Raw genomic sequence first — 22,437 nt, forward strand, 5'->3', positions numbered from 1 at the left:
ACAAATCCTAAACAAAGTAAACAAAGTAAACAAAGCGACCGCCGCTATCGATCAGGCTCAACCCCCGTCGGGCGCGTCCGGAAATACCCAGGTGATCGGGCCGGTTTGCACCGGCTCCCGCCCTGGCTGCCCCAGAGCCTTGCCGTGGCGAAGTAACTGAATCAGATCCGAGCTGACGCGCGGATTGGAGGTGAAGTAGCTGTGGCCAAAGAGATCGGTGCGCTTACCCTGATAGGTGATCAGAGCCAAACTGCCCAACTGCGCGAGGTAACGCTGCTTTGGCTCGGGAATGTCCTCGGCCCGCAACTGCCCGACGCGATCCCGGCTGCGAAACAGGATGCGGGACACGAGAAGCGCCCGATCCTTGGGCGAGGTATAGACTGTCAGCCGGCCATCGAGCACGCGCGGCAAGCGCCCTTCGGGCCACACCGTGACCAAATCGGGATCGGAAAGAAAGCCGGTGATCTGCTGAGCGGCGATATCGACATCGATGTCGGGCGACAGAAGCACCAGGTTCTTGATCCGATAGTATTCGGCAGGCTCCTTGCCGGCGGCGATGGTTTCCAGCGCCAGCTCGCGCATCGCCTTCAGCGCCACGGCGGTGCCGCGGCTATGGGCGAGGATGTGCATCCCGTCAACGCCGGGCGTGGTGGCGAGCAGGCGGATGCTTTTCTTCAAGTGCTCGACCGCGAAGTCCCCCGACTCGGTGGTGGCGGTATAGGCGGTGAGGAAGTTACCCGAGCTCGCGGCCGGCCAGGTGAAAAAGGCGCACACATGCTCGCGCCCTAAAAAATGGCACAGCTCGGCGGTGGTGTAGGCCGCGCTCTCGAAGGTTTCGTTAAAGCCATGCACATAGAGCAGGATCTCCTTTTTCGGCGCCGTTGCCAGTCGCCGTTGCACCTCGCCCTGCAACCCATGTTTGGTCGATTCATGGAGCTTAAGCTGATCCCGATCCCGCAGCAGTCGCCGCTCTCCAACCCGAATCAGCCGATAGGGCTCCTCGGGAAAGGCGCCAAGCTCTTGTACCTTACCCAGTTCCAGATTCACCTCGCGCGTGCGCCGGGCGAGTTGGCTCTGGGCGCTCAGGCTCGCCCAGTCCAGATCCGGCGTCACCCGCACCCGCACCGTACCAAAGGCGATGCGCCGCGCGCGTTCCTGTCCATAAGGCAGGGCCGTCGCCGCCGGCTCGCGCCGCACCGAGCCGCCGAGGTCGATGGGCTCCGGCTTGCCGGCGCGCCCTGCCAGCTCCTCCGCGCTCGGCCGCGCCCGGTCTGTGATGTAGAGCACCTCCAGATCGGGGCTGTCTGGTGACGGGTTAGAGCTTGCGAACACCGGCTCGCCCTCGGGCGCGAGGTAGAGCGTCGGCGTCGGCATCAGCGAGCGAGCCGGCGTGGCGCAACCGCTAACCAGGATCACCAGGCTCAGGAGCGCCAGGATGGGCAGTGGTCGCGACCAGACGGCTGGGACAGGGTTGGCGTCGATGAGGGATCTCCGGCGGATCGTTTCCGCAAACAACGCAAAAAGCCTACCAGTCTTGGCAAGCGCCTCTGCGCCACAGATTATCTTCTATTCAACAGCTTACAGCGTCAGCCAGACTATCTGTCACGCAGTCGCTCCGAACCATCGCACCGCGCCTCCGAGATACCCGAGCGCCTCCGAGTTTTCGGAGTTGCAATCCGACCCGTTTCAGGGCCGCCGAATCCCCAGCCGCTTCATACGCGATTCCAGGGTGGTCGGTTTCAGGTCCAGCCGCTCGGCGGCACCGCCGGCACCGCGGATGCGCCAGCCGGTCAGTTCCAGAATCTCAAGAATATGCGCCCGCTCGCGCGCCGCGAGGCTGTCGCGCGCGATCATCTCGGGCGACGGGCTGGCGGTGACGGGCGCCGGCGCGCTGGCCAGGGCGCCGATGTTGATGTGCAGGGTCGGGCCGCGCGCGAGGATCATGGCGCGTTCGATCAGGTTGCGCAGTTCGCGCACATTGCCGGGCCATGTGTAGGCCAGCAGCGCAGCCATGGAGTCCTCCGAAATGTGCTCGATCGGCTTGCCCATGGTCGCGCGCAATTCCTCGACGAACTGCCAGGCGAGCAGCGGGATGTCCTCGGGGCGCTCGCGCAAGGGCGGCAGAGTGACCGGGAAGACATTGAGCCGATAGTAGAGATCTTCGCGGAAGTCGCCCTCGGCCACCATGCGCGCGAGGTTGCGGTTGGTCGCCGCGATCAGCCGCACCTTGACCTGCAGCGTGCGCGTGCCGCCGACGCGCTCAAAGCTGCGATCCTGGAGCACGCGCAGCAGCTTGGGTTGCAGCTCCAGCGGCAGCTCGCCGACTTCGTCGAGAAACAAAGCGCCCCCGTCGGCCTGCTCGAAGCGACCCATCTGCCGCGCCAGGGCGCCGGTGTAGGCGCCTTTCTCGCGCCCGAACAGCTCGGCCTCGATCAAGGACGCCGGCAGCGCGGCGCAGTTGACGCGCACCATGGGGCGCGCTTGGCACGCGCTCATGGCGTGGATGGCATTGGCGATGACTTCCTTGCCGCTGCCGGTCTCGCCGAGCAGCAGCACGGTGGCGCTGGTCGGTGCGACCTGGGCGATCTCCCCGAGCACCTGATTGAAGCGCGGCGAGCGGCTGGTCAGTGTCGGTAGCGGGCAGCCGCCACGGGACTGGCGCAGCAGGCGATTCTCGGCCTCCAGTCCGCCCTTCAGCCGGGTGATTTCCGCGAGCGCCTCCTTGAGCGCCTGTTCATGGCGCGCGCGGGCCAGCGATTGGGCGAAGACCTCGCCGAGGATCTTCAGGCGGACGATGAGGTCTTCCGGCCAGGCGCGGGTGTGCTGGAAGGCGGTGAAGGCGATGGCGCCGAGAATTCGCCCGCCAACGAGCAGCGGGATGCCGAGATTGGATTTCAGCCCGAGGCGCGCGCAATAGTCGCGCTCCACCAGCGCCTGCGCCGGCAGCTCGGCGGGAATCTCATGCAGTACCACCAGCCGCCCGGCGCGCAACTCGCCCTGGTACCAGGGCAGGTCCGGCGCGGCCCCGGCCAGGGTCGGCGCGAAGCCGTCGCGCACCACCGAGCAGAGTACTGCCGATGATGGCACCTTGGCCGCGCCATTGGGGTCATCGCCCGTCGCTTCGGCGACGGCCGGATCGGCGAATTCCACGAAGGTGCAGCGATCGAAGCCGAGGAAGTCCAGCAGTCGCCGCAGCGCCAGACCGATTTCCTCGGCCACCCGCTCCCCCGGCAGATCGGCGAAATGCGCCGACAGATCGCCTAAGAGTTGCTCGAAAGCCAGGCGCTCGGCAAGCGAGACCGCCGCGCTGCCAGCGGGCGCCGCACCGGGAAGCGCCGCCAATGGATTGCGTGTATCGAGCGAATGGTCGAGCGGATGGTCGAGCCGCTGGTCAGGCCGCGCCTGAAGCGCGGCATCAACCCCCGCGCTGATCTTGCCGCCAATCACCGGGTTGGATCGATCGTCGCGACGCCCTCTGGCCTGGATGGTCGTGCCGCTGATCATGGTGATGACTCCGCTCGCCTCAGTCGCACGACGGGATAATGCGCAAGGGATGATCGGACTCCCGGTAGCCATCCGGTTTTTGCCTCTTGGGCAGGCTGATCTTCTCGCGCGGCTGCTCCCGATAGGGGATCTGCGCGAGCAGATGGCGGATGATGTTCAGGCGCGCGCGTTTTTTGTCGTCGGAGTGCGCGACGAACCAGGGCGCGAACTCGGTGTCGGTGGCCGCGAACATGGCATCGCGCGCGCGGGAGTAGTCGAACCAGCGGCTGTAGGATTCCAGATCCATCGGCGAGAGCTTCCAGATCTTGCGCCGATCCTCGATGCGCGCTTCCAGCCGGCGGGTTTGCTCCTCGGGGCTGACTTCCAGCCAGTATTTGAGCAGGATGATGCCGGATTCGACCATGGCGTGCTCGACCATGGGCGTCATGTGCAAAAAGCGCTCGACGATCTCTGGCGGGGTAAAGCCCATCACCCGCTCGACTCCGGCGCGGTTGTACCAGCTGCGGTCGAAAATCACGACTTCCCCGGCGGCCGGGAAATGCTTCATGTAGCGCTGCAAATACATCTGGCTTTGCTCGCGCTCGCTCGGCGCCGGCAGCGCGACCACGCGAAACACCCGCGGACTGACGCGCTCGGTGATCGCCTTGATGGCGCCGCCCTTGCCGGCGCCATCGCGCCCCTCGAACACAATGCACACCTTCAGTCCCTTGTGCTTGACCCATTCCTGCAGGCACACCAGCTCCTCGTGGAGTTTTCGCAATTCCTTGAGGTAACGCTTGTTTGTCATCCGGCCTGGGGTCTCGGCGGAGGCGGCGTCAGGGGCCTCCTTGGTCAAGACCTCAGCAAACTGATCTGCTTTGCGTTTCTTCGACTTCTTTTTGCTCATGCCCAAACCCTCCGCTGGAATCACGCTTGTGCGGTCAAGGCCGCGCGGGCACTATAGACCGCCGCGCAGTCCTTTGTGACCTGGGAATTTTCCCGGGGTCTGGTTCGGGACAGCCCTGAGTGCGCACCCCTCACGACGCCATCCGCGACATGCACAACAACATCCGGTCTGAGCCGCTGCCAACCCCGCCCCCCGGCGACACACCGGATAACACCCCGGATGGCGAGTTGGAAACCCTGATCGCCGCCCTGCGCGACAGCGAGGAGCGGCTGGCGCTGGCCATCGACGCCGCCTCCGCAGGCCTGTGGACGCTGGATGTCACGACCAACAGCTTCTGGGCCTCGCCCCAGACCCGCGCGCTCTTTGGTTACACGCCGGAGGAGTCCATCCCCATGGCGCGCTTCCGTGACTCGGTGCTCGCCGAGGACTGGCCGGCGGTGGAGGCCGCCATCGCCCGCGCCCTGGGCAGCGGCGATACGGTCGATGTCGAATATCGCATTCCCGGCCCGGATGGCGTGCGCTGGATCGCCGCGCGCGGCGCGCCGGTCTCGTCAGCGTCTGCCGCGACGCCGGGTTTGATGGGCATCGTGCTCGACATCAGCGAACGCCAGCGGCTCGCCGAGGCGCTGCGCGCCAACGAGGCACGCCTGGCCGCCGGCGCCGATCTGGCCGGCTTGGCCTTCTATGAACTAGGCTTCGACGACGACAGCCTCTTTGCCGACGCCCGCTGCCGCGAGCTGCTGGGTCTGCCGCCCAACGCCGACGGCCCGGCGTCGCTGCGCCACTGGCTGGCGGGCCTGCATCCCGAGGATCGCGACCGCGTGCTCGAACAGCGCGCACAGTTGCACCAGGGCCAACGCCGCCGCTTGGCGATCGAATACCGCTATTGTCATCCCAGTCGCGGCGAGCTGTGGCTCGATCATCTCGGCATTGTCGCCGAGCGCGACGCCAGCGACGCGCCCCGGCGCAGCTTCGGCGTGCTGCGCGACATCGGCCACAAAAAGCGCATCGAGCTGGAACTGCGGCGCATGAGCCAACAACTGCTGCGCGCCCAGGAGCGCGAGCGCGCCCTGGTCGCCCGCGAATTGCACGATGACCTCAGCCAGCGCCTGGCGGCCTTGGCCATCGAACTGGCGCGCGCCGAGCAGGCCAGCGCCGCCACGCCGCTCGCCGCCACCTTGGGCGCGGTGCGCGCACAGCTCGCGGCGCTGAGCGAGGATGTGCACAATCTCGCCTATCAGCTCCACCCCTCGGTGCTCGATGAACTCGGCCTGGCCGAAGCCCTGCGCGCCGAATGCGAGCGGCGCGGACGCCACCACCGCCTGGCCATCCACTTCGCCGCCGATCCCCTGCCGGCGATCATCGGCAAGGAAGCGGCCCTGTGTCTGTTCCGCATCGCCCAAGAGGCCCTGAGCAACCTGATCCGCCACGCCGGCGCGGAGCGCGCCGAGCTGCGCCTGTGCCCGCAGGACGGCGGCCTGCTGCTCGCGGTGCAGGATAACGGCAGCGGCTTCGACCCCCAGCAACCGGAACGCGGCCGCCATCTGGGGCTGGCGAGCATGCGCGACCGCATTCACATCGCCGGCGGCACCCTCGACATCGACAGCGCGCCCGGGCGGGGCACCACGGTGCTGGCTTGGGTGCCGGGAGACACGCAGTGACGGCACAGAGTCCCCCACGCCGCCCGCGCGTGCTGCTGGCCGATGATCACCTGATGGTGGCCGAGGCGCTGAAAAGCCTGCTCGCCGAGGCGTTCGACCTGGTGGGGGTGGCGGAGGACGGCTTGGCGCTGATCGAGATGGCCGAGCAGCTGCGCCCCGACCTGATCGTCGCCGATCTGACCATGCCCCGGCTGAGCGGGCTTGACGCCTTGGCGCGCCTGCGCGCGGCCGGCAATACGACGCCCATGGTCATCCTCACCATGCATCGCGATGCCAGTTTCGCGCGCCGCGCGCTGGAGGCCGGCGCTTCTGGCTATGTGCTCAAACACTCCGCGCCGGCCGAGCTGACGGCGGCCCTGCACGCCGCGCTAGCGGGCAAGACCTATCTGACGCCCCAGCTTGTCGAGGCGGTCGCCGCCTCCATGCAAGCCTCACCCCAAGCGACTGACGACCCGGTCGCCGCTCTCACGTCGCGCCAGCGCGAGGTGCTGCCGCTGCTCGCCGAGGGTCTGGCGGCCAAGGAAATCGCCGCGCGCCTGGGCATCTCGGCGCGCACCGTGGAGTTCCACAAGTACCAGATGATGGACACTCTAGGCGCGCACTCCAACGCCGAGCTGGTGCGCTTCGCGGTCAAGCATCGGCTGATTGAACTCTGATCGCGCCACATTCCCGCACGGTTTCCGTCTCAATAGCCGGGCGGAGCATCGACCACCACATAGGTGACATCGCCGCCGGAATAGGCGGGCTGATACCAGGCGCCGCCGCAATCCGAATAGCTCAAACCATCGACATAGACGGTGGTGCAGTCGAGATCGTTATAGGACGCGGCGGTGATCGCCGAGCCGACAATGGCGGCGCCGGCGACCACCGCCGCGCCCGTGGCCCAGTTGTCCCAGCGCCCCGGATACCCGTAGCGATCATCGTAATAGTCCTGGCGGTCATCACGCGCTTCGTCGCGGTAGTCCAGACGATTGTCCTGACGATCCGTGACATTGTCCTGGCGGTCGCCGCGCAGATCCTGGCGTCCGTCCGTGCGGTCAGCGCGCAAGTCCTGTCGGCCCGCCGTGCCCGAGGAAAAACCGCCCGCGCCGCCGCCCGCTGGGCGTGCGGCGAAGCTACCGCCCGCAGCCGGGCCGGAGCGCGCGAATCCGCCGCCTCCGCCCATGCCGCGACCGCCGCCGCGCGCGGCCAGCTCCATGCTTTGCACGCCAATCAGAAGGGTCAGGCTCGCCAAGGTCAGGGCTTTGCGGGTGTTGGCGATCTTCATGGCTGGTCTCCTGGCAGGGCGTCACCCACTTCGGCGGATGTCAGGTTGGTGAGGAACTGAATGCGCTCCACATCCGCCGGCAGCTCGACCGCGAAACGCGACGATGGCGGTGAGGGTTTGAGGTTCCAATCGGAGAAATGCGCCCAGTACTGGGGTTGGCCTTGCTCCTCGCGATAGGTCAGGACAATGCGCCGCGGCAGCGGATCGCCGCTGTCGGGCAGCCACAGCTGAAAGTCGACATCGTCCGCACGCACGGCCAGGTGCGTGAAGCTTTGGCCGTCGAACTGAGCAGTACCGACGATGGCGGCTTCTTGCACCCGTTGTTTCAGCTCCTCGGGCAGGCTGGTCACCAGCAGCATGGCCAGCGGCAGGCGCATGTTGAGATCCTTGACGAAGTGCTTGATCGCCGCATCGACATCGCCGCGCATCTCGGAGGCAGCGTAAAGATTTTGGGTTTTGTTATAGACGCTGATGCGTACGCCATCGAACACGATGGTAGAGAGATTGCCGTCGCTTTGCGCGACATCCACCCGCAGGCGATCCGGGCGCAGCAGCAGAATGTCGCGTTGCTCGCCAAATTCGATTTTCTGGCCGTTCTCCTGCACCACATCGAAGCCGCTGGTCAGGCTGACCTGAAAACGCCCGCGCCCGGCGAGAAACTCCGCCATGCGCATGAGTTCCGCCAGGGCCGGATTGGCAGGCTCGACCGTGGCGTCAGCGCTGGCGGACGCATCGGTGCCGGCTCTAGCGCTCTGGGCGTCTTCCGGCGCGGCCCAGGACAGCCCCGCGCAGAGCAGGAGCGGCAACAGGGCGCCGGATAAAGCGGTTTTGATCGTTAAACGCATGGACCCTCTCCTCTTGTGGTTGACCGACCGGCGATACATGACCTAGCGCTGATTGAGCGTCTCGTCCGGCCAGTAGCGCGAGCCGGTCAGCTTGGCGCCGATCTTCCAGCCTTTGCCGGTCAGCACGAACACCGCCTTGCCGTCGTTGAAGCGCAGGGCGAGCTGGTCTTTTTCCTCGCCGGTCATAGCGCCGACCTCGGCGGTCGCGTCCAGCCCTTGGGTCACGAAGCGCTCGAGCAAGGCCTCGGTCTCGAACAGAATCACCATCTGGGAGGCAAAACCGCCGAGGCCGAAGCTCAGGCCCGCGCCGGTGGTGGCCATTTTCATGTAGGTGCGCGCGTCCGTCTGGCGATCGACCGCCACGCCGCGCCCGTAGCCGGCGACCACATAGAAGCTGGCCTCGCGCTTGTCGAACACCGCATAGCCGGCGCTGCGCTCATAGAGCGCGCGGCTGTCGGGCTGGTCGGCGAACAGGCGCTGTAAGGTCTCTGCGGCCATGGCGTCGATCTTCTCGCGCGTCTCGGCCGGCGTGGCCTCGTTGCCCAGGCTCTTCTGAGTGGACTCGATGGTGCCGGTGACCGCGCCGGCGGCCTTGCCAGCCATGTCGCCGACGGTCTCCGCGCCCTGTTTTAAGCCATCAAGCAACTGGGCGTTGACGGACGTGGCGCAGAGCGCGAGCAGCAAGGCCGTGAAAAAGTGCGTTTTTGGCATTCAAAAGCTCCCATTGAGGCGGGGTTGAGGCAAGATTGATGCGAGTGAAGCGAAGTTTGAAGTGAGCAAGGCACGGCGAAACCCGGGTGCGTTCCGCGATGCCTTAGGTTGCGCTCGGCAGGGCTTCTTGTTACTCGAAGCTGACCTTGCCGCGAATGACCCGCACATAGGTGGCGATGACGCCATCGCCGGGCGCGAAGTCGGCCAGCACCGCAGAGTCCTCGACCGCATAGGTGCGAGTGGCCATCGGGCCTTTGATGGTGACCTCGCCCTTAGCTGGATCCACCGCCTCGACCACACCATTGACGCTCAAGGTCTCGATCATGGCGCCATCAGGCTTTTCGCCTGGCTCGCGGATGATTTCGCTTTCTCGCACCACGGTCATGGGCGACTGGCCTTCGTCCTTAACCAAATCGACGACCAGGAAATCGGTCTCGGTGATGGTCAGGCGATTGCCGATTTTGATTTCGTCAAGGCGCTGTACCTCGGGCGGCATGTGCAGGACAACGTACTCGCCCTCCGGAGTCTTGATGGTCAGCATGCGCTTGTCTTGATTGACCACCATCACCTTGCCGGTAATCTCAGTGGCGGATCCGGTGGCGCCAACCAGGGTGGTCTCGGCGAGCGCGAGTGAAGCAGCGCCAAACAGGGTCAGAGTCAGGGCGCAAGCGAACGGGCGTGGGTGCTTTAGCATTGGGAATGTCCTCGTTGGTGAGTGGTTGGTGGTGAGAAGTGAGTGGTTAGTGGCCAGTCAGCACCAGCATTTTGATCGGCATCAGCAGCGACTGGATGCGCAGGATGAGCGCGTGCACCAGGCCGATGGTGTCGATGGCATGCAGGCCCAGGCTGCGCCAGAAGCCGATGTCCGGGTCGGCCAATTGCTCGTGGTGGCTGGTGTACAGATTGGCGATGCAGTTCCCACCGAGCGGCAGGTCATCGAGCTGGCCGGGGTAGAGCGGCTCCAGGACGGCGGTGATGCTGCCGGGGCGGCCCATCTGCTGAAGATCGACCAGGGTATCGGTAGGCTTGACCTGCCCGGTGGCGATCACCGGCTGCACCTCGGTCACCACCATGGGCACGATCTGCCAGGGTTTGGCCATGCAGGCCACCTCGCCGATCATGCCGACCTTGATAACGGAGGATTCGATTTGCCCAAAACCGGCCAGCAGTCCCGCGAGCGTCGCCGAGGCGGTCAGCAGCGCCGCCGGCTCGCCACTGGGAACCACCAGCGCAAGCTGGGCGCCGGTCAGAATCGCCAGCGTCGTGGTGGTGGTGACACTGAGTGGTCGCGAAGTGCCGAGGATGGCGTAGATCACCAGCGGCACCAAGGCGGTGTAAAGCCCAACCTGCACCGGCAGCCCGGCAATGGTGGCATAGGCCATGGCCTTGGGAATCACCACGGCAGCGGTGGTCAGACCGGCGATCAGATCCAGGCGCAACCCGTCGCGACCGTAGCCGCCGGGTCCGGTGAGAAGCCCCGCTCCGAGCCAATTTCCGAGCCAGCCGCGCGAGGGAATCATGGACATCTTTCGCTCACTCCGACAGCTCGCCGGCTTCATTGGGAACATCCTCGGGCAGCAGCAAGGCGCTCGCTGCGGTCAGTGGCAGCATCATCAGCGCGCCACCACCGGGGCGACCGATTCCCGCCTGCGCGTGGATCTGGGCAAAGAGCGCATCGGCCTGTTCGGCTTCCACCACGATATTGACCAGCCGCACCAGGGTTGGCTCAGGCAGATGCCCTTGGCGCGCGGCGGTCTCCTGCAAGACGGCGTGGCCGCGACAATACACCGAATTGGCCCGGGTGACTCCGGCATGATCGCGCAGCCAGGCGAGCAGGCGCCGGTCGCCGCCGTCATCGGGCAGAATGGCGGCAATCAGCTTGGCCGCGCCCGCCGCGGGTGCTGTGGTGGCTCCGGCGCCGTTCATGTCGCCTTCCCCTGATCCGCCAGACGCTCCAGCACCTCGCGCGGGATGAAGGTCGCCAGCCGCTCGATGGGGCTGATGTAGGCCAGACCGGCGCCGGGGCGACCCAGATCCGCCGCCTGGCACACCGCCTCGAACACGACATCCTGATGATCACTCGCCACCAACAGGCTGACGACATCCTTGTCGGCCTCGATGGCGATGCCGAGCAGCCCGAGGCGTTCGCGCAGACCGATGCCGCGCGCATGGCTGACCAGTGCCCCGGCCGCGCCCATCTCCCGCGCCGCCAGGATAACGGCGTCGCCGCGACCCGCCGACACCACGCAGGTGATCAGCACCACATCCGTCAGCACCGTGATTTTTTCATCCGTCATAGCGGCAACTCCGCCCCCAGCGCGGAAGGGGTAGCAGGCGCGTGACCGGCGGCGCGGGCTTGCCATGCGAGCCGCCAGCGCGCCCACAGCCCGGTCAGCTGCACGCTGATAATCGGCCCGATCGAGGCCAGACACAGAATCCCAAAGCCTTCGACCGCGCCGGTGGCATTGCCCAGCCCCAGCCCCATGGCCAGCACCAGCGGCACCGTGATGGGGCCGGTGGTCACGCCCGCGCTGTCCCAGGCGACATTGACGAACTCCTCCGAGGACAGCCAGGTCAGCACGGCGGCGAGCAGATAGGGTGGCACGATGAGCCACACCAGCGGAAGGTCTAACACCAGCTTGGTTAGCCCCAAAGCGATGCCGCAGGCTACACCCACCGACACCGCCAGAATCAGGGTGCGCTTCTTGAAAAAGCCATTGGTCAGTTGCTCGGCGGTCACGCCGAGGGCATTGAGCGCCGGCTCCGCCACCGTGGCCGCGAAGCCCAGCACCCAGGCGAACACCACCGCGATGCTCAACCCGACGCCATAGCGATACAGCGGCGACCCCGCGGCGCCGGGCAGCGCCATGAAGGCCGCCGGTACCGAGGCCCCGGCGCTGCCACCCAAGGCCGACAGGCCGTAGGTCAGGCCCAGATTAAACAGGCACATACCGATGACGGTAAAGGCAATGCCGAGACCGATCTCGCGCGGGCGTGGCAGTGCTTCTTTCAGCACCCACCTGAGAATCAGCCACAGAAACACCACCAGCGGCACAATGGCGCGCAGGCCCATCAGCAGCTCCACCCAGGGACTGCGGGCGGACCAGGGCAAGGTCGCGCTCGCCGCGCCGACCGCCTGGGCGCTGGCAAGAATCTCCGCCGGCGTCAGCGTGGCAGCAAGGTAAAGCGTCAACAGCAGCACGCCGATGATGGGGAAAATGGACGCCAGGGTGACGATGCCAAAGCCCGACAGCCCGGAGTCACCGCGCCCGGCCGCCGCCGCGATGCCGATGCCGAGCGCCAGCACCAGGGGCACGGTCACCGGCCCGGTGGTCACCGCGCCGGCATCCCAGGCCAGGCCCAGCACCGGCGCCAGCTCCGGCTGCGACGCGCCATAGAGCGTGAGCCCAAGCACCGGCAGCAGCGCGGTGTAGATCAGCGGTTTGAGGCTCCAGCCATAGAGAAAGCGCAGCGTGCCCAACACCGCAGCCAGCCCCACGCTGGCGCCGATCATCAGCACCAAGGCGCCCGACCAGGGATTGAGCAAGGCCCACAGATAGGGCGCGCGTTCGGGCGAGACATTCTGCCCAGCGGCCTGGAGCGCGCCAATCGCCGGCTCGGCGAAGGTCACGCCGATGCCGAGCAGCAGGGTGATCAGCAACACCAGCGGCAAGGGCGAACGGCGCGGCAAACGCTGGCCGATCAGCTCGCCGAAGGGCATCAGCCCGAGCTTCAGTCCCTCCATGAAAAACATCAGCCCCAGAATCACCGCGAACAGCCCGCCCACGATCAGCCAGGAGTCATCGATCAACTGGCGCAGAATCAGCACCTGAAACAGCGCCAGATAGAGCGCCAAGGGCGCCACGGCCTTGAGTTGATCGGCAAAGCGCACCGACACATAAGGCTGCAACAGCCGCGCGATTTCATCGGGGCGCAAGCGAATCGGCGCGGTCGCCGGCGCCGGTCGCGCCCGGCCCTGGGCATCCCGGCCCAGGGTCGGCCCCAGCGCGTTGTAGCTCAGCCGTTGCCGACCGGCGCCGATCGCACGCAGATAATCGCCATAGCGGATGGACTCAGGCGCACCGCTCATGCCGGCTCCTCCGACCCATCGCCGGGCCAGTCCTGCACCAAGCCACGCGCCCGCCGCGCCGCCTCGATCACCTCAAGCCCGCCGCTGTGGGCAATCTCATCGAAACGAATCACCGGTGGCGCGAGCGCCAACTCCATGGCCGCGACCAGCCGCGCGCCGGCCTTCGAGCCCAGATAGCTGTCCAGCTCCGCCTGGGTATTCCACCGCGCGATCAGCAGATAGGCGTCGGCATCCTCGACATCGCCATAGAGTCGGCAATCCAGGCAGCCAGGCGCCACCCGGGTTGGCTCCAGCAGGGCGCCAATTCCGCGCAGGAAATCCCCGCGGACCTTGGGCGAGACCAACACATGGAGAGAGAATAGAATCATCGCGGCAGCAGCGGGAGCTCGGTAAAACGATAAGCGGATAAAGCAAGGTGACAGCAAAAAGCCGGCCAATCGCCGCGGCAAGCCGGCGATTGGCGGCCATGCTTAGGACCGTCGTGCCACGGCCGCTGGTTCACCGCCGCCGTTCCACCTGCCCGCCGGCTCCAATCCGCTAAGAAAAGCCAGCCAGCAACTCCGACATATCGCGGTTTCCATGCCTGATCGGATGTCCGCTCGTGCGCATTGGTGCCGCTTCTCGCCGACTCGGCTCCACCAGGGCCAAAAGGCCCGCGAAAGAGTGCGGGTTCTGATAGCGCGTGCGGTGCTGCCCACCTGGCACTGAAAGAAATCTGATTCACATCAGGTCTTATCCGGTGAGAGCCCCCATCGCCCGCAGACTTGACGGCGGATGCTGGATTCCAGGAAATCGGATTTCAATCCAGCCGATGCCAACACAAAAACTACTCAGAGGAGCGCCCCCATGAGCCGATTATTCCCAACAGAAATGACCGCCATCAGCCACCTTTCCGAGGATTATCCGCCGAGCGACGGGGTCTGGCCGGCCCGCCGCCATCCGCGTTTCGCCCTGGCTTTCGCCATCACCATGGGCGCTGCAACCCTTGGCGGTGCGACGGCCGCCGAACCACCGCCACTGCCAAGCTACCAGGCCGACTTGCAGGCCTTTCAGGCCGAGCAGGCCAAGCATCCGCCGCCTTTCACCGCCGCCGAGCGCGAACAGATGGAAGAGGCCGCTGCCGCCTTGGCCGCCGCCATGCCCGAACCCGGCCTGCGGGTTGGCGAGACCGCGCCGGACTTCCGGCTACCCAATGCCAGGGGCAAAATGGTGCAATTGTCAGAGCGCCTGGCCGCCGGACCTGTGATCCTGACCTTCTATCGCGGCGTATGGTGCCCCTATTGCAATCTGCAACTGCGCGGATTGCATCAAAGCCTGGCGCATTTCGCGCGCTATCAGGCACAGCTGATCGCCGTCACACCACAGCAACCCGATCGCTCCCTCGCGCAGGTCAAACAGGACGGCTATCCCTTCGAGATTTTAAGCAACCTCGAGGATACAACCATGCGGGCCTACCGGCTTGCCTTCTCTGTACCGGAGTCCCTGCGCGCGATCTACCAACGGGGACTCGGGCTGGATCTCGCCGACTACAACGGCAATGGCCGCTTTGTGCTGCCGGTCCCGGCGACCTTTGTGATCGACCGCGACGGTGTCGTGCGCTACGCCTTTGCCGAGACCGATTACCGTCAGCGTGCCGAGCCGCCGGACATTCTTGCCGCATTGGCCGATCTATCCGCACAGGAAGCGTTGAGCCGCTGAAAGAAATCCGCTACTCGAACGGACATTTTGGCTAACAAATCAAGTCACGAACCGGCTGACCAAGGTGCTGACTGAGACGGTGTCGCGGTTCAAGCGCTAAACATCGCCGAAAGAGACCGCGATATGAGAGGATAGGAAATCCAAACCACCCTGGGGATCCAGTACGCGTGTCATTGCGGATATTATCGGTCGATGAGAACGAGGTCAACGGCGGAAACACGCCTGATCGCCCGTTTTGAGGGGCGCAGGACGGACTTGGTTGCGTGTTTTAAGCGAAGTTGGGCGCGGGCGGGCGAACTGAAAACAAACGCCCTTGGCGCCTTGTCTGGTGGGAAAAGGCGTGGCTACCAAGCGACGCGTTGATCGAACTCGAACTCCGGCTCGGGTTGAGCAAAGTCATCCCAGTCCGGTGCTGGCTCGGGCGCATCATCCCAGGCGGGTGGTCCGCGCGCGGGAGCGATGGGCGGAGGACGAGGGGGTTCGCCGATATGGGTGAGAATCTGCCCAATGGGCGCGGCCTCGGTGATGAATGCGATCAGGCGCATGTCCGCGCCACAATTGGGGCAAGTCAGCGGCAGCGACTCGAACAGGCGGGCCAGTAGCATGACCCAGAGATAGCGTGCCGGTGAGCGAGGAGGCGCGGCTGGCTTGGTGGTGGCAACCTCGGGAGTCTCGTGCGGCTCATCACTGAGATCCCGCCCATACGCGGTCGCCTCGGCACGCCACGGCGAATTGGGGGCCAGCACCCCATGGTAGCGATGGCGATGACGCCGTGGAGGTGGAATCAGCGCCGCGAGATGGTCGATAAACTCAAGCGGCGTGAGCGTCAACACTGTCGTGCCATCGCGCAGCGGTTTGGGCAACCGATAGATCACCCGTTCGCCATCGATCAGCTCCAGACGTTCGAGGGCGAAGGGCGGGCGTGCACAATAACGCAACAAGCGCTCCAGTCCGGCACGATCTTGGGCAGCGATGCATACCTCGGCATCAAGGGAAAATCCGCTGTTGTCCCAAGCGAGCATCTCGCGCACATCGTTTGGCTCAATCAACCCGTGGCGGGCAAACCGGCGTAGCACCCGCACGCGTACCCGTTCCGAGATGATAGCGAGATCGTCGGCGGTCAGCTCCGCGGCGGGGTGAAAATGCAGGGATTGTGAGACATCACCCTCCTGCTCAAACGGCTCGAAGACGCCGTCGATGACACAACAGTGGTAGTGGACATGACGATTGAGAGACGAGCCAAACCGGTGGATAAAGCTCACCGCGCCAAAGCGCGCCTGGGCATTCGCGGAACTGCTTCTGCGCAAATGCGCCTCAATGACGCGCATGAGAATTTTGAGCACGGCGCTGAGCGCTCGCGGCTCGCGCTCCAGGTACCAGCGTAAGCGCTTGGGTACTGAAAGAACCCACTGGCGCACCGGCAGTGGCGGTATGACATGATCGACCAGATGGGCAGCTGTTTCAGCCATGCGTCGCGCGTTGCACGAAGGACATACCCCGCGTCCCTTGCAGGAGAATGCCACGAGAAAGTCATGACCACAGTCAGGGCAGCGTGCACGAGCAAAACCGAAGGCGAGAATGCCGCACTCCAGGTAGCGGCGAAACTCCCGCTCGACATAGGTCGGCACGCGCGGCGCGCCCCAATCCTCCTCTCTCGCGAGAGCGAGAAAAGACTCCAGATGCTGTTGCACGATCTGGTAGAGCGCGGTGTGCTCCGGACAGCGGCGACGATAGGCCACCATCGGGCGGCGTGATGCGGCGACGGCCATGATGGAGTGCTGGTGGAGACACAGCAATTAACTCTAGCAAGGCCTATGAGACGCGCCCCGTCAACCTGCTCGAAGCCCAAGGCCGCCGCCTCGCCCGCTTCGAGGCCATGGGCCACACACCAGGGCGCAGCGCACCGCTGCGACCACGCATGCCAGCCGGAGCCGTGCACACCCTGGATTTGCGCGTGCAGCGGTCTTGAGTCTTTGTTAACAGCAAGGTTTCAAACAACTCATAGCCAGGGCTCGGTTGGCTAGGCTTTCGTCAGTTCGAAATCATCGACATCCCGATACTGCGGATTCTGGATAACTGCCCGTCGCGGCAACTAGACGGCACGCCTGGTCAACATCCGAGCGTTCCGCGAGGATTTTGGGTTATGATCGCCATTTGTCCTTATCTTCGCCAACATCCGGGTGGTCTATCGTGTCAAAGCCCCTCCTCCCCTCAGGCGGCATGCCTGGTTGCGTGCTGCTGCTGATCTGTCTACCGCTTCTCTCCGGTTGTTCACAGGAGGCCGAGCCCGAGGGGTCACCGCCGGTGCGACCGGTCAAGACGCTGGTGGTGGAGTCGCCCGACTTGGGGGGAGAGCGCAACTTCCCCGGACGGGTCGATGCCGAGGCCAAGGCCGAGCTGGCGTTTCGCGTGCCTGGCACGGTCGCGGAGCTGATGGTGAAGGAGGGGGACCGGGTCGAGAAAGGCCAGGTGCTGATTACCCTGGATGCGACCGACTACGAGATCCAGCTGCGCAATGCCCAGGCGAGCTTTGAGCGCGCACAGAACGACTTCAACCGCGCCAAGGAACTGGTCGACGACGGCTTCATCTCTCGCACCGATTTTGACGCCAAGGAGGCCGAGTACAAAAATGCCCAGGCCGCGCTCGAGCGCGCGCAACAAGACGTTGAATACACCCAGCTCAAGGCCTCCTTCGACGGCACCATCAGCCAGCGCTATGTCGAGCGCTTCGAGGAAGTGCAAGCCAAACAGCCGGTGCTGGCGATGCAGGACAACAACAGCCTGCAGGTCAAGGTGGATGTGCCCGAGAACATCATCCGCGGCATCAAGCCAAGCGGGAATGACCAGCCGAACGCGGAGCGGGCGCCGACCTGGGCCACCTTCGATAGCCATCCTGATCAGCGCTTCGATCTGACCTTGCGCGAGGTCTCGACCCGCGCCGATCGCGCCACCCAGACCTTCGAGGTCACCTACACCATGCCGGCGCCGACGGATTTTTTGGTCTTCCCTGGCATGACAGCCACGGTCACCGCAGACCTCAGCCGGGTCAGTGTCGGCGACCGTGTCTTCACCCTGCCGGCAACGGCGGTGACAGCGGACGCGCAACTGGAGCCCTTCGTCTGGGTGGTCGAAGAACCCGCCATGACGGTGGCCAAGGTGCCGGTTGAGGTCGGGCGCCTGAGTGGTAGCTCCATTGAAGTGGCCGGCGGCCTGGAACCAGGCCAGCGCGTCGTGGTGGCCGGGGTCGGCTATCTGGCCGAGGGCATGAAGGTGCGCTTGCTGCCGCAACGCGAGCAAGCGCAGCCGCGCGCGGACGAGGTCCCATCCTCGTGAATATCGCCGAATACTCCGTCAAGACCCCGGTCATTTCCTGGCTGTTGGTCATCATTCTGGTCGGTGGCGGCATCTGGGGCTTTCAGAGCATGGGCAAGCTCGAGGACCCGGCCTTTACCGTCAAGCTGGCCAAGGTAATCACCCTCTATCCCGGCGCCTCGGCTCAGCAGGTGCAGGACGAGGTGACCTACCACATCGAGGAAGCCATCCAGCTAATGGAGCAGGTGAAAGGCATCAAGCGCTCGGTCTCGCGCCCGGGCATGTCCGATGTCACCATCGAGTTCAAGGACAAGTACCGGGCCGATGACTTTCCCAATATCTACGATGAGCTGCGGCGCAAGATCGCCGACATGCAAAACAAGCTGCCACCCGGAGCATTGGCGCCGGTGGTGGTCGACAGCTTTGCCGATGTCTACGGCATTTATCTGGCGCTGACCGGAGAGGGCTATAGCTGGCGCGACCTGTGGGACACGGCGGATTACCTCAAGAAACAGCTTATTCTGGTGCCCGGCATCCGCAAGATCGTGATCGGCGGCGAGCAGCAGGAGGTCGCCTATCTGGAGATCTCCCGCGCCCGCCTGGCCGAGCTGGGCATCCCGCTACAGACCATCGCCTCGGTGCTGCAATCGCAGAATCTGGTCGCCGATGCCGGCAACATCGCCGTCGGCGAGCAATATCTGCGCATCTGGCCAACCGGCGAGTCCGAGTCCGTCCAATCCATCGGCGACGTGTTGATCAGCTCCGAGGACAAGCGGGTGCTGCGCATCTCCGACATCGCCGAGATCCGCCGGTCCTATGTCGATGTACCCAACCGTTACTACTATCAGGATGGTCAACCGGCGCTGACGCTCGGCGTCTCGGTGATGGGCGGGCAAAATGTGGTCGAAGTCGGGCGGCAGCTCGATGCGCGTCTCGCCGCGCTGGAGGGCGAGATCCCGCTCGGCATGGAGCTGACCGCTATCTACAACCAGCCCGAGGTGGTCGACCAGTCGGTGAGCGGCTTCATTATCAGTGTCGGCCAGGCGGTGGCCATTGTTATCGTGGTGCTGCTGGCCTTCATGGGCCTGCGGGTGGGCTTCATCATCGGCGCCGTGCTGCTGATCACCGTCGCCGGGACGCTCTTTATCATGGCCCTGGCCGGCATCGAATTGCAGCGCATTTCCCTCGGTGCCCTGGTCATCGCACTCGGCATGCTGGTCGACAATGCCATTGTGGTCGCCGAAGGCATGCTGGTGCGCATGAACGCCGGCATGCGGCCCGAAAAAGCCGCCAGCGAGACCGTCGGCAAGACCATCTGGCCGCTGCTTGGCGGCACGGTCATCGGCATCCTGGCCTTTTCCGGCATTGGCTTCTCGCAGGACAGTACCGGTGAATTCGCCAACTCGCTCTTCTATGTGATCCTGATCTCGCTGCTGCTGTCCTGGATTACCGCCATCAGCACCACCCCGGTGCTCTGCGCCCTGTTGCTCAAGGTCGGCAGCGGCGGGGCGGATGAGGGCGCCGCTTACGACGCCGCACCCTTCCGCATCTACCGCGGCCTGGTGGCCCGGGCGCTGCGCTTTCGCTGGGTGACGGTCGGCAGCGTGGTGGTGCTCTTTGTGCTGTCGATCTGGGGCTTTGGTTACGTCAAGCAGGCGTTCTTTCCCAGCTCCAACACGCCGCTCTTTTTCGTCGATCTGTGGGAGCCGGAAGGCACCGACATCCGCAAGACCCGCGAGGATGCGCTCAAGGTGTCGGGCTACCTGCGCAGCCTCGATGGCGTGGTCAGCACCAGCACGGTGATCGGCGGACCCCATCAGCGCTTTGTCCTGACCTATGACTCCAAGGATCAGACCCCAGCCTATGCGCAGATTGTCGTCTATACCGACACCCGTGATCGTATCGCTGAGGTCTGGGACAAGGTCGATGACTACATGCGCGAGGAGCTCTACTGGACCGACCCCATCATCAAGACGCTGATGATCGGCCCCGGTCGCGACAGCAAGATCGAGGCGCGCTTCAGCGGACCGGACGCGGCGGTGCTGCGCGATTTGGCCAGCGAGGCCAAGGCCATCATGCATGCCGACCCGGATGCGAAAGAAATCCGCGACGACTGGCGTGAACCGGTCAAGGTGGTTCGCCCGGTATTTAACGAGCAGGTCGGCCGCCAGCTCGGCATCAGCCGCGAAGACGTGGCCAAGGCCATGCAATACGCCTTCGACGGCGCGCAGGTCGGGCACTACCGCGACGGCGTGCGATTGCTGCCGATTCTGGTGCGCGCGCCGCTCGGCGAGCGCGCCGATGTCGATAACATCCAGGACGTGCAGGTCTGGAGCCCGGTGCTCAAGCGCGCGGTGCCGGTGGCGCAGGTAGTGAGCAACTTCGAGACTGTGTGGGAAAACCAGGCCATCGGCGGGCGTGACCGCCAGCAGACCATCATCGCCTCCTGCAATCCGCGCGGACCGCTCGCCTCGCCGCTGTTTGAGCGCCTGTTCCCGCAGATCGAGGCGATGGAATTGCCACCCGGCTACAGCCTGTCCTGGGGGGGCGAGTACGAGGACCAGACCAAAGCCCAGTCCGCGCTCTTCGGCGTGCTACCGCCGAGCTTCCTCGCCATGATCCTGGTCAGCATCCTGCTCTTCGGCAAGCTGCGCCAGCCGCTGATCATCTGGCTTACGGTCCCCATGGCCATCATCGGTATGACAGCCGGGCTGCTGGCCGCCAATGCCGCGTTCGACTTCATGTCCATGCTCGGCGCCCTGGCGCTGGTGGGCTTGTTGATCAAAAACGCCATCGTGCTGATCGAGGAAATCGACCAGCAGATCGCCGAGGGCAAGGACGGCTATGGAGCCATCCTGGATTCAGGCGTCAGCCGTATGCGCCCGGTCGTGCTGGCCGCATCGACCACCATCCTCGGTCTGATCCCACTGCTGCCGGATGTCTTTTTCGTCAATATGTCCATCACTATGATGGCGGGGCTGGGCTTCGCCACAGTACTGACGTTGATTGTGGTGCCGACGCTCTATGCGATCTTGTTTGGGATCAAGGAGGGGCAGGAAGGCGTCCCTGAGTCACATCAATCGATTGCAAGCACCTAACCAAAATGCCCCAGAAAGAAAGGAATCAGCATGGCATTAACAAGATCGATAAAAAACGCGCACACCAGGGGCACGATAATAAAGGCTAGATGGGAGGCCCCGTAGCGCTGGGCCACGGCCGCCATGTTGGCCATGGCTGTCGGCGTGGAGCCGAGTGAGATGCCGCCAAACCCGGCGCACACCACGGCGGCGTCGTAATTGCGCCCCATCACGCGGAAGACGATGAAGATGTTCACGGCAATCGCTAGCGTGAACTGAGCGGCGAGGATGGTGAAGATCGGACCGGCAAGATCGATCAGGGTCCAAAGCTGCATGCTCATCAGCGACATCGCCAGGAAAGTGCCGAGGGCAATGTCGGCGATCAGAGCCATTGCTGGCGTGCGCGTTGGCCACTCGCGCCCACTGAGGCGCGGAAAGTTCTTGGGGACCAGATTCGTCAGTATGATGCCGGCAAACAAGCAGGTGACGAACAGCGGCAATTGCAACCCAAGATCGGCAACGACCTCATTGAGAATCAGCCCCAGGATGACAGCGACATGGATGGCCAGCAGGGCATCGAGGAAGTCCAGATGATTGATCCCGTCGCGAGCCTCGTCGACTGATAAACCGACGTCCTGCGGCTGAACCTCGCTCGGCTTCAGGTCGTAGCGCGCGATCAAGAACTTTGCGATCGGACCGCCCATCAGGCTCGCCAGGATCAGACCGAAGGTGGCGCAGGCGATGCCGATTTCCATCGCGTTGGCAATGCCGTATTCGTCGGCGATCTGCGGCGCCCAGGCGATCGCCGTGCCATGACCGCCGATGAGCGACACGGTGCCGCCAAGTACGCCAACAGATGCGGGCAGTCCGAACAGCGCCGCGACTGAGATGCCCGTCAGGTTCTGCAAGACCATGTAGGCGATGGTGATCGCGAGCAGGATCAATAACGGCTTTCCGCCGGCGCGCAGATCGGACAGGCTGGCGTTGATGCCAATGGTCGTGAAGAAGTAGACGAGGAGCAGATCGCGCGCCGCCAGGTCGAATTCAACACCGATGTTCGTCCCCCAGTAGAACAGACCGAACAAGATCGACAGCAGCAGTCCGCCAGTGACCGGTTCTGGGATACTGAACTCGCGCAGGGCGCCGACCGCATTATTCAGTCGTTTCCCGACGAACAAGACGATGATGCCCAGGGTAAAAGCGAGGAAGGGTCCGATTGTCAGCGCACCGTTTTCTAGCTCAATCATGGCTGTGTTTCTCTTTCGCGTGAAATAGACGTCCCGTCCGGGTGATGGCATCCGCATCGCTCGCCGTGGAGGCTTGTGCGGCGCAGGGTGCGCTGTCTTGACCGAGTGGATTCAGATGGCCCAACAAGCCTGCGCAATC

At 64.7% G+C, this 22,437-nt stretch carries 20 protein-coding genes; 6 read left to right on the forward strand and 14 right to left on the reverse strand.

The window, feature by feature from the left end; translation table 11 throughout:
- Positions 1-57 precede the first annotated feature (57 nt).
- The 3 genes from Thiosp_RS23395 to ppk2 all read right to left on the reverse strand — a co-directional run bounded on the left by Thiosp_RS23395 (position 58) and on the right by ppk2 (position 4,390).
- Positions 58-1,515 carry an alpha/beta hydrolase gene (locus Thiosp_RS23395; RefSeq protein ID WP_323696731.1) on the reverse strand — a complete coding sequence of 486 codons (1,458 nt, stop codon included), beginning with the start codon at positions 1,513-1,515 and terminating at the stop codon, positions 58-60.
- Between the two features lie 171 nt (positions 1,516-1,686).
- Positions 1,687-3,504 carry a sigma 54-interacting transcriptional regulator gene (locus tag Thiosp_RS23400; protein ID WP_242518151.1) on the reverse strand — a complete coding sequence of 606 codons (1,818 nt, stop codon included), beginning with the start codon at positions 3,502-3,504 and terminating at the stop codon, positions 1,687-1,689.
- A gap of 19 nt (positions 3,505-3,523) precedes the next feature.
- Entirely contained in the window at positions 3,524-4,390 is an 867-nt protein-coding gene (gene ppk2 / locus Thiosp_RS23405) for a polyphosphate kinase 2 (protein ID WP_242518150.1), read from the reverse strand.
- 119 nt (positions 4,391-4,509) lie between these two features.
- Between ppk2 and Thiosp_RS23410 the strand changes: the two genes are divergently transcribed.
- On the forward strand, positions 4,510-6,051 hold the full coding sequence (locus tag Thiosp_RS23410; RefSeq protein ID WP_201062952.1) for a PAS domain-containing sensor histidine kinase: 1,542 nt from the start codon (positions 4,510-4,512) through the stop codon (positions 6,049-6,051).
- On the forward strand, positions 6,048-6,707 hold the full coding sequence (locus Thiosp_RS23415; protein ID WP_201062951.1) for a response regulator: 660 nt from the start codon (positions 6,048-6,050) through the stop codon (positions 6,705-6,707). The genes Thiosp_RS23410 and Thiosp_RS23415 overlap by 4 nt, the downstream gene beginning before the upstream one ends.
- 29 nt (positions 6,708-6,736) lie before the next feature.
- Here the strand turns inward: Thiosp_RS23415 and Thiosp_RS23420 are convergent, their stop codons facing one another.
- The 9 genes from Thiosp_RS23420 to Thiosp_RS23460 form a co-directional block, all read right to left on the reverse strand.
- Complete coding sequence (locus Thiosp_RS23420) at positions 6,737-7,318, reverse strand: hypothetical protein (protein WP_201062950.1); 582 nt, start codon at positions 7,316-7,318, stop codon at positions 6,737-6,739.
- Entirely contained in the window at positions 7,315-8,163 is an 849-nt protein-coding gene (locus Thiosp_RS23425; protein WP_201062949.1) for a DUF2092 domain-containing protein, read from the reverse strand. The genes Thiosp_RS23420 and Thiosp_RS23425 overlap by 4 nt, the downstream gene beginning before the upstream one ends.
- A 42-nt stretch (positions 8,164-8,205) precedes the next feature.
- Positions 8,206-8,874 (reverse strand): lipid-binding SYLF domain-containing protein, encoded by a 669-nt coding sequence (locus Thiosp_RS23430; protein WP_201062948.1) that lies wholly within the window; start codon positions 8,872-8,874, stop codon positions 8,206-8,208.
- A gap of 130 nt (positions 8,875-9,004) precedes the next feature.
- The gene (locus Thiosp_RS23435; protein WP_201062947.1) at positions 9,005-9,568 is read right to left on the reverse strand and encodes a copper-binding protein; all 564 of its coding nucleotides are present in this window, start codon (positions 9,566-9,568) and stop codon (positions 9,005-9,007) included.
- Positions 9,569-9,614: 46 nt separating this feature from the next.
- Positions 9,615-10,400, reverse strand: a complete 786-nt coding sequence (locus Thiosp_RS23440; protein ID WP_242518149.1) for a SulP family inorganic anion transporter — start codon at positions 10,398-10,400, stop codon at positions 9,615-9,617.
- A gap of 7 nt (positions 10,401-10,407) precedes the next feature.
- Positions 10,408-10,800, reverse strand: coding sequence for a hypothetical protein (locus Thiosp_RS23445; RefSeq protein ID WP_201062946.1), 393 nt, complete (start codon positions 10,798-10,800; stop codon positions 10,408-10,410).
- Positions 10,797-11,171: a P-II family nitrogen regulator gene (locus tag Thiosp_RS23450; RefSeq protein WP_201062945.1), complete on the reverse strand. Its 375-nt coding sequence runs from the start codon at positions 11,169-11,171 to the stop codon at positions 10,797-10,799. The genes Thiosp_RS23445 and Thiosp_RS23450 overlap by 4 nt, the downstream gene beginning before the upstream one ends.
- The gene (locus Thiosp_RS23455) at positions 11,168-12,964 is read right to left on the reverse strand and encodes a DUF1538 domain-containing protein (RefSeq protein WP_201062944.1); all 1,797 of its coding nucleotides are present in this window, start codon (positions 12,962-12,964) and stop codon (positions 11,168-11,170) included. Before Thiosp_RS23455 ends, Thiosp_RS23450 begins: the two co-directional genes overlap by 4 nt.
- The gene (locus tag Thiosp_RS23460) at positions 12,961-13,332 is read right to left on the reverse strand and encodes a putative quinol monooxygenase (protein WP_201062943.1); all 372 of its coding nucleotides are present in this window, start codon (positions 13,330-13,332) and stop codon (positions 12,961-12,963) included. Before Thiosp_RS23460 ends, Thiosp_RS23455 begins: the two co-directional genes overlap by 4 nt.
- Before the next feature lie 478 nt (positions 13,333-13,810).
- Between Thiosp_RS23460 and Thiosp_RS23465 the strand changes: the two genes are divergently transcribed.
- Entirely contained in the window at positions 13,811-14,662 is an 852-nt protein-coding gene (locus Thiosp_RS23465; RefSeq protein WP_201062942.1) for a peroxiredoxin-like family protein, read from the forward strand.
- Positions 14,663-15,006: 344 nt separating this feature from the next.
- On the opposite strand, the gene Thiosp_RS23470 is transcribed toward Thiosp_RS23465, so the two are convergent.
- Entirely contained in the window at positions 15,007-16,431 is a 1,425-nt protein-coding gene (locus tag Thiosp_RS23470; RefSeq protein WP_201062941.1) for a transposase, read from the reverse strand.
- A gap of 65 nt (positions 16,432-16,496) precedes the next feature.
- Between Thiosp_RS23470 and Thiosp_RS24905 the strand changes: the two genes are divergently transcribed.
- The 3 genes from Thiosp_RS24905 (at position 16,497) to Thiosp_RS23480 (ending at position 21,072) form a co-directional block, all read left to right on the forward strand.
- A complete protein-coding gene (locus Thiosp_RS24905; RefSeq protein ID WP_407702808.1) occupies positions 16,497-16,631 on the forward strand; it encodes a hypothetical protein in 135 nt (44 codons plus the stop codon).
- Positions 16,632-16,852: 221 nt separating this feature from the next.
- Complete coding sequence (locus tag Thiosp_RS23475) at positions 16,853-17,995, forward strand: efflux RND transporter periplasmic adaptor subunit (protein WP_323696733.1); 1,143 nt, start codon at positions 16,853-16,855, stop codon at positions 17,993-17,995.
- A complete protein-coding gene (locus Thiosp_RS23480) occupies positions 17,992-21,072 on the forward strand; it encodes an efflux RND transporter permease subunit (protein WP_201067204.1) in 3,081 nt (1,026 codons plus the stop codon). The genes Thiosp_RS23475 and Thiosp_RS23480 overlap by 4 nt, the downstream gene beginning before the upstream one ends.
- On the opposite strand, the gene gltS is transcribed toward Thiosp_RS23480, so the two are convergent.
- Complete coding sequence (gene gltS / locus Thiosp_RS23485; RefSeq protein ID WP_323696734.1) at positions 21,069-22,355, reverse strand: sodium/glutamate symporter; 1,287 nt, start codon at positions 22,353-22,355, stop codon at positions 21,069-21,071. The two genes, Thiosp_RS23480 and gltS, sit on opposite strands and share 4 nt — an antisense overlap.
- Between the last annotated feature and the right edge of the window lie 82 nt (positions 22,356-22,437).

This window comes from Thiorhodovibrio litoralis, from assembly GCF_033954455.1.
Taxonomy (GTDB): Bacteria; Pseudomonadota; Gammaproteobacteria; order Chromatiales; family Chromatiaceae; genus Thiorhodovibrio; species Thiorhodovibrio litoralis.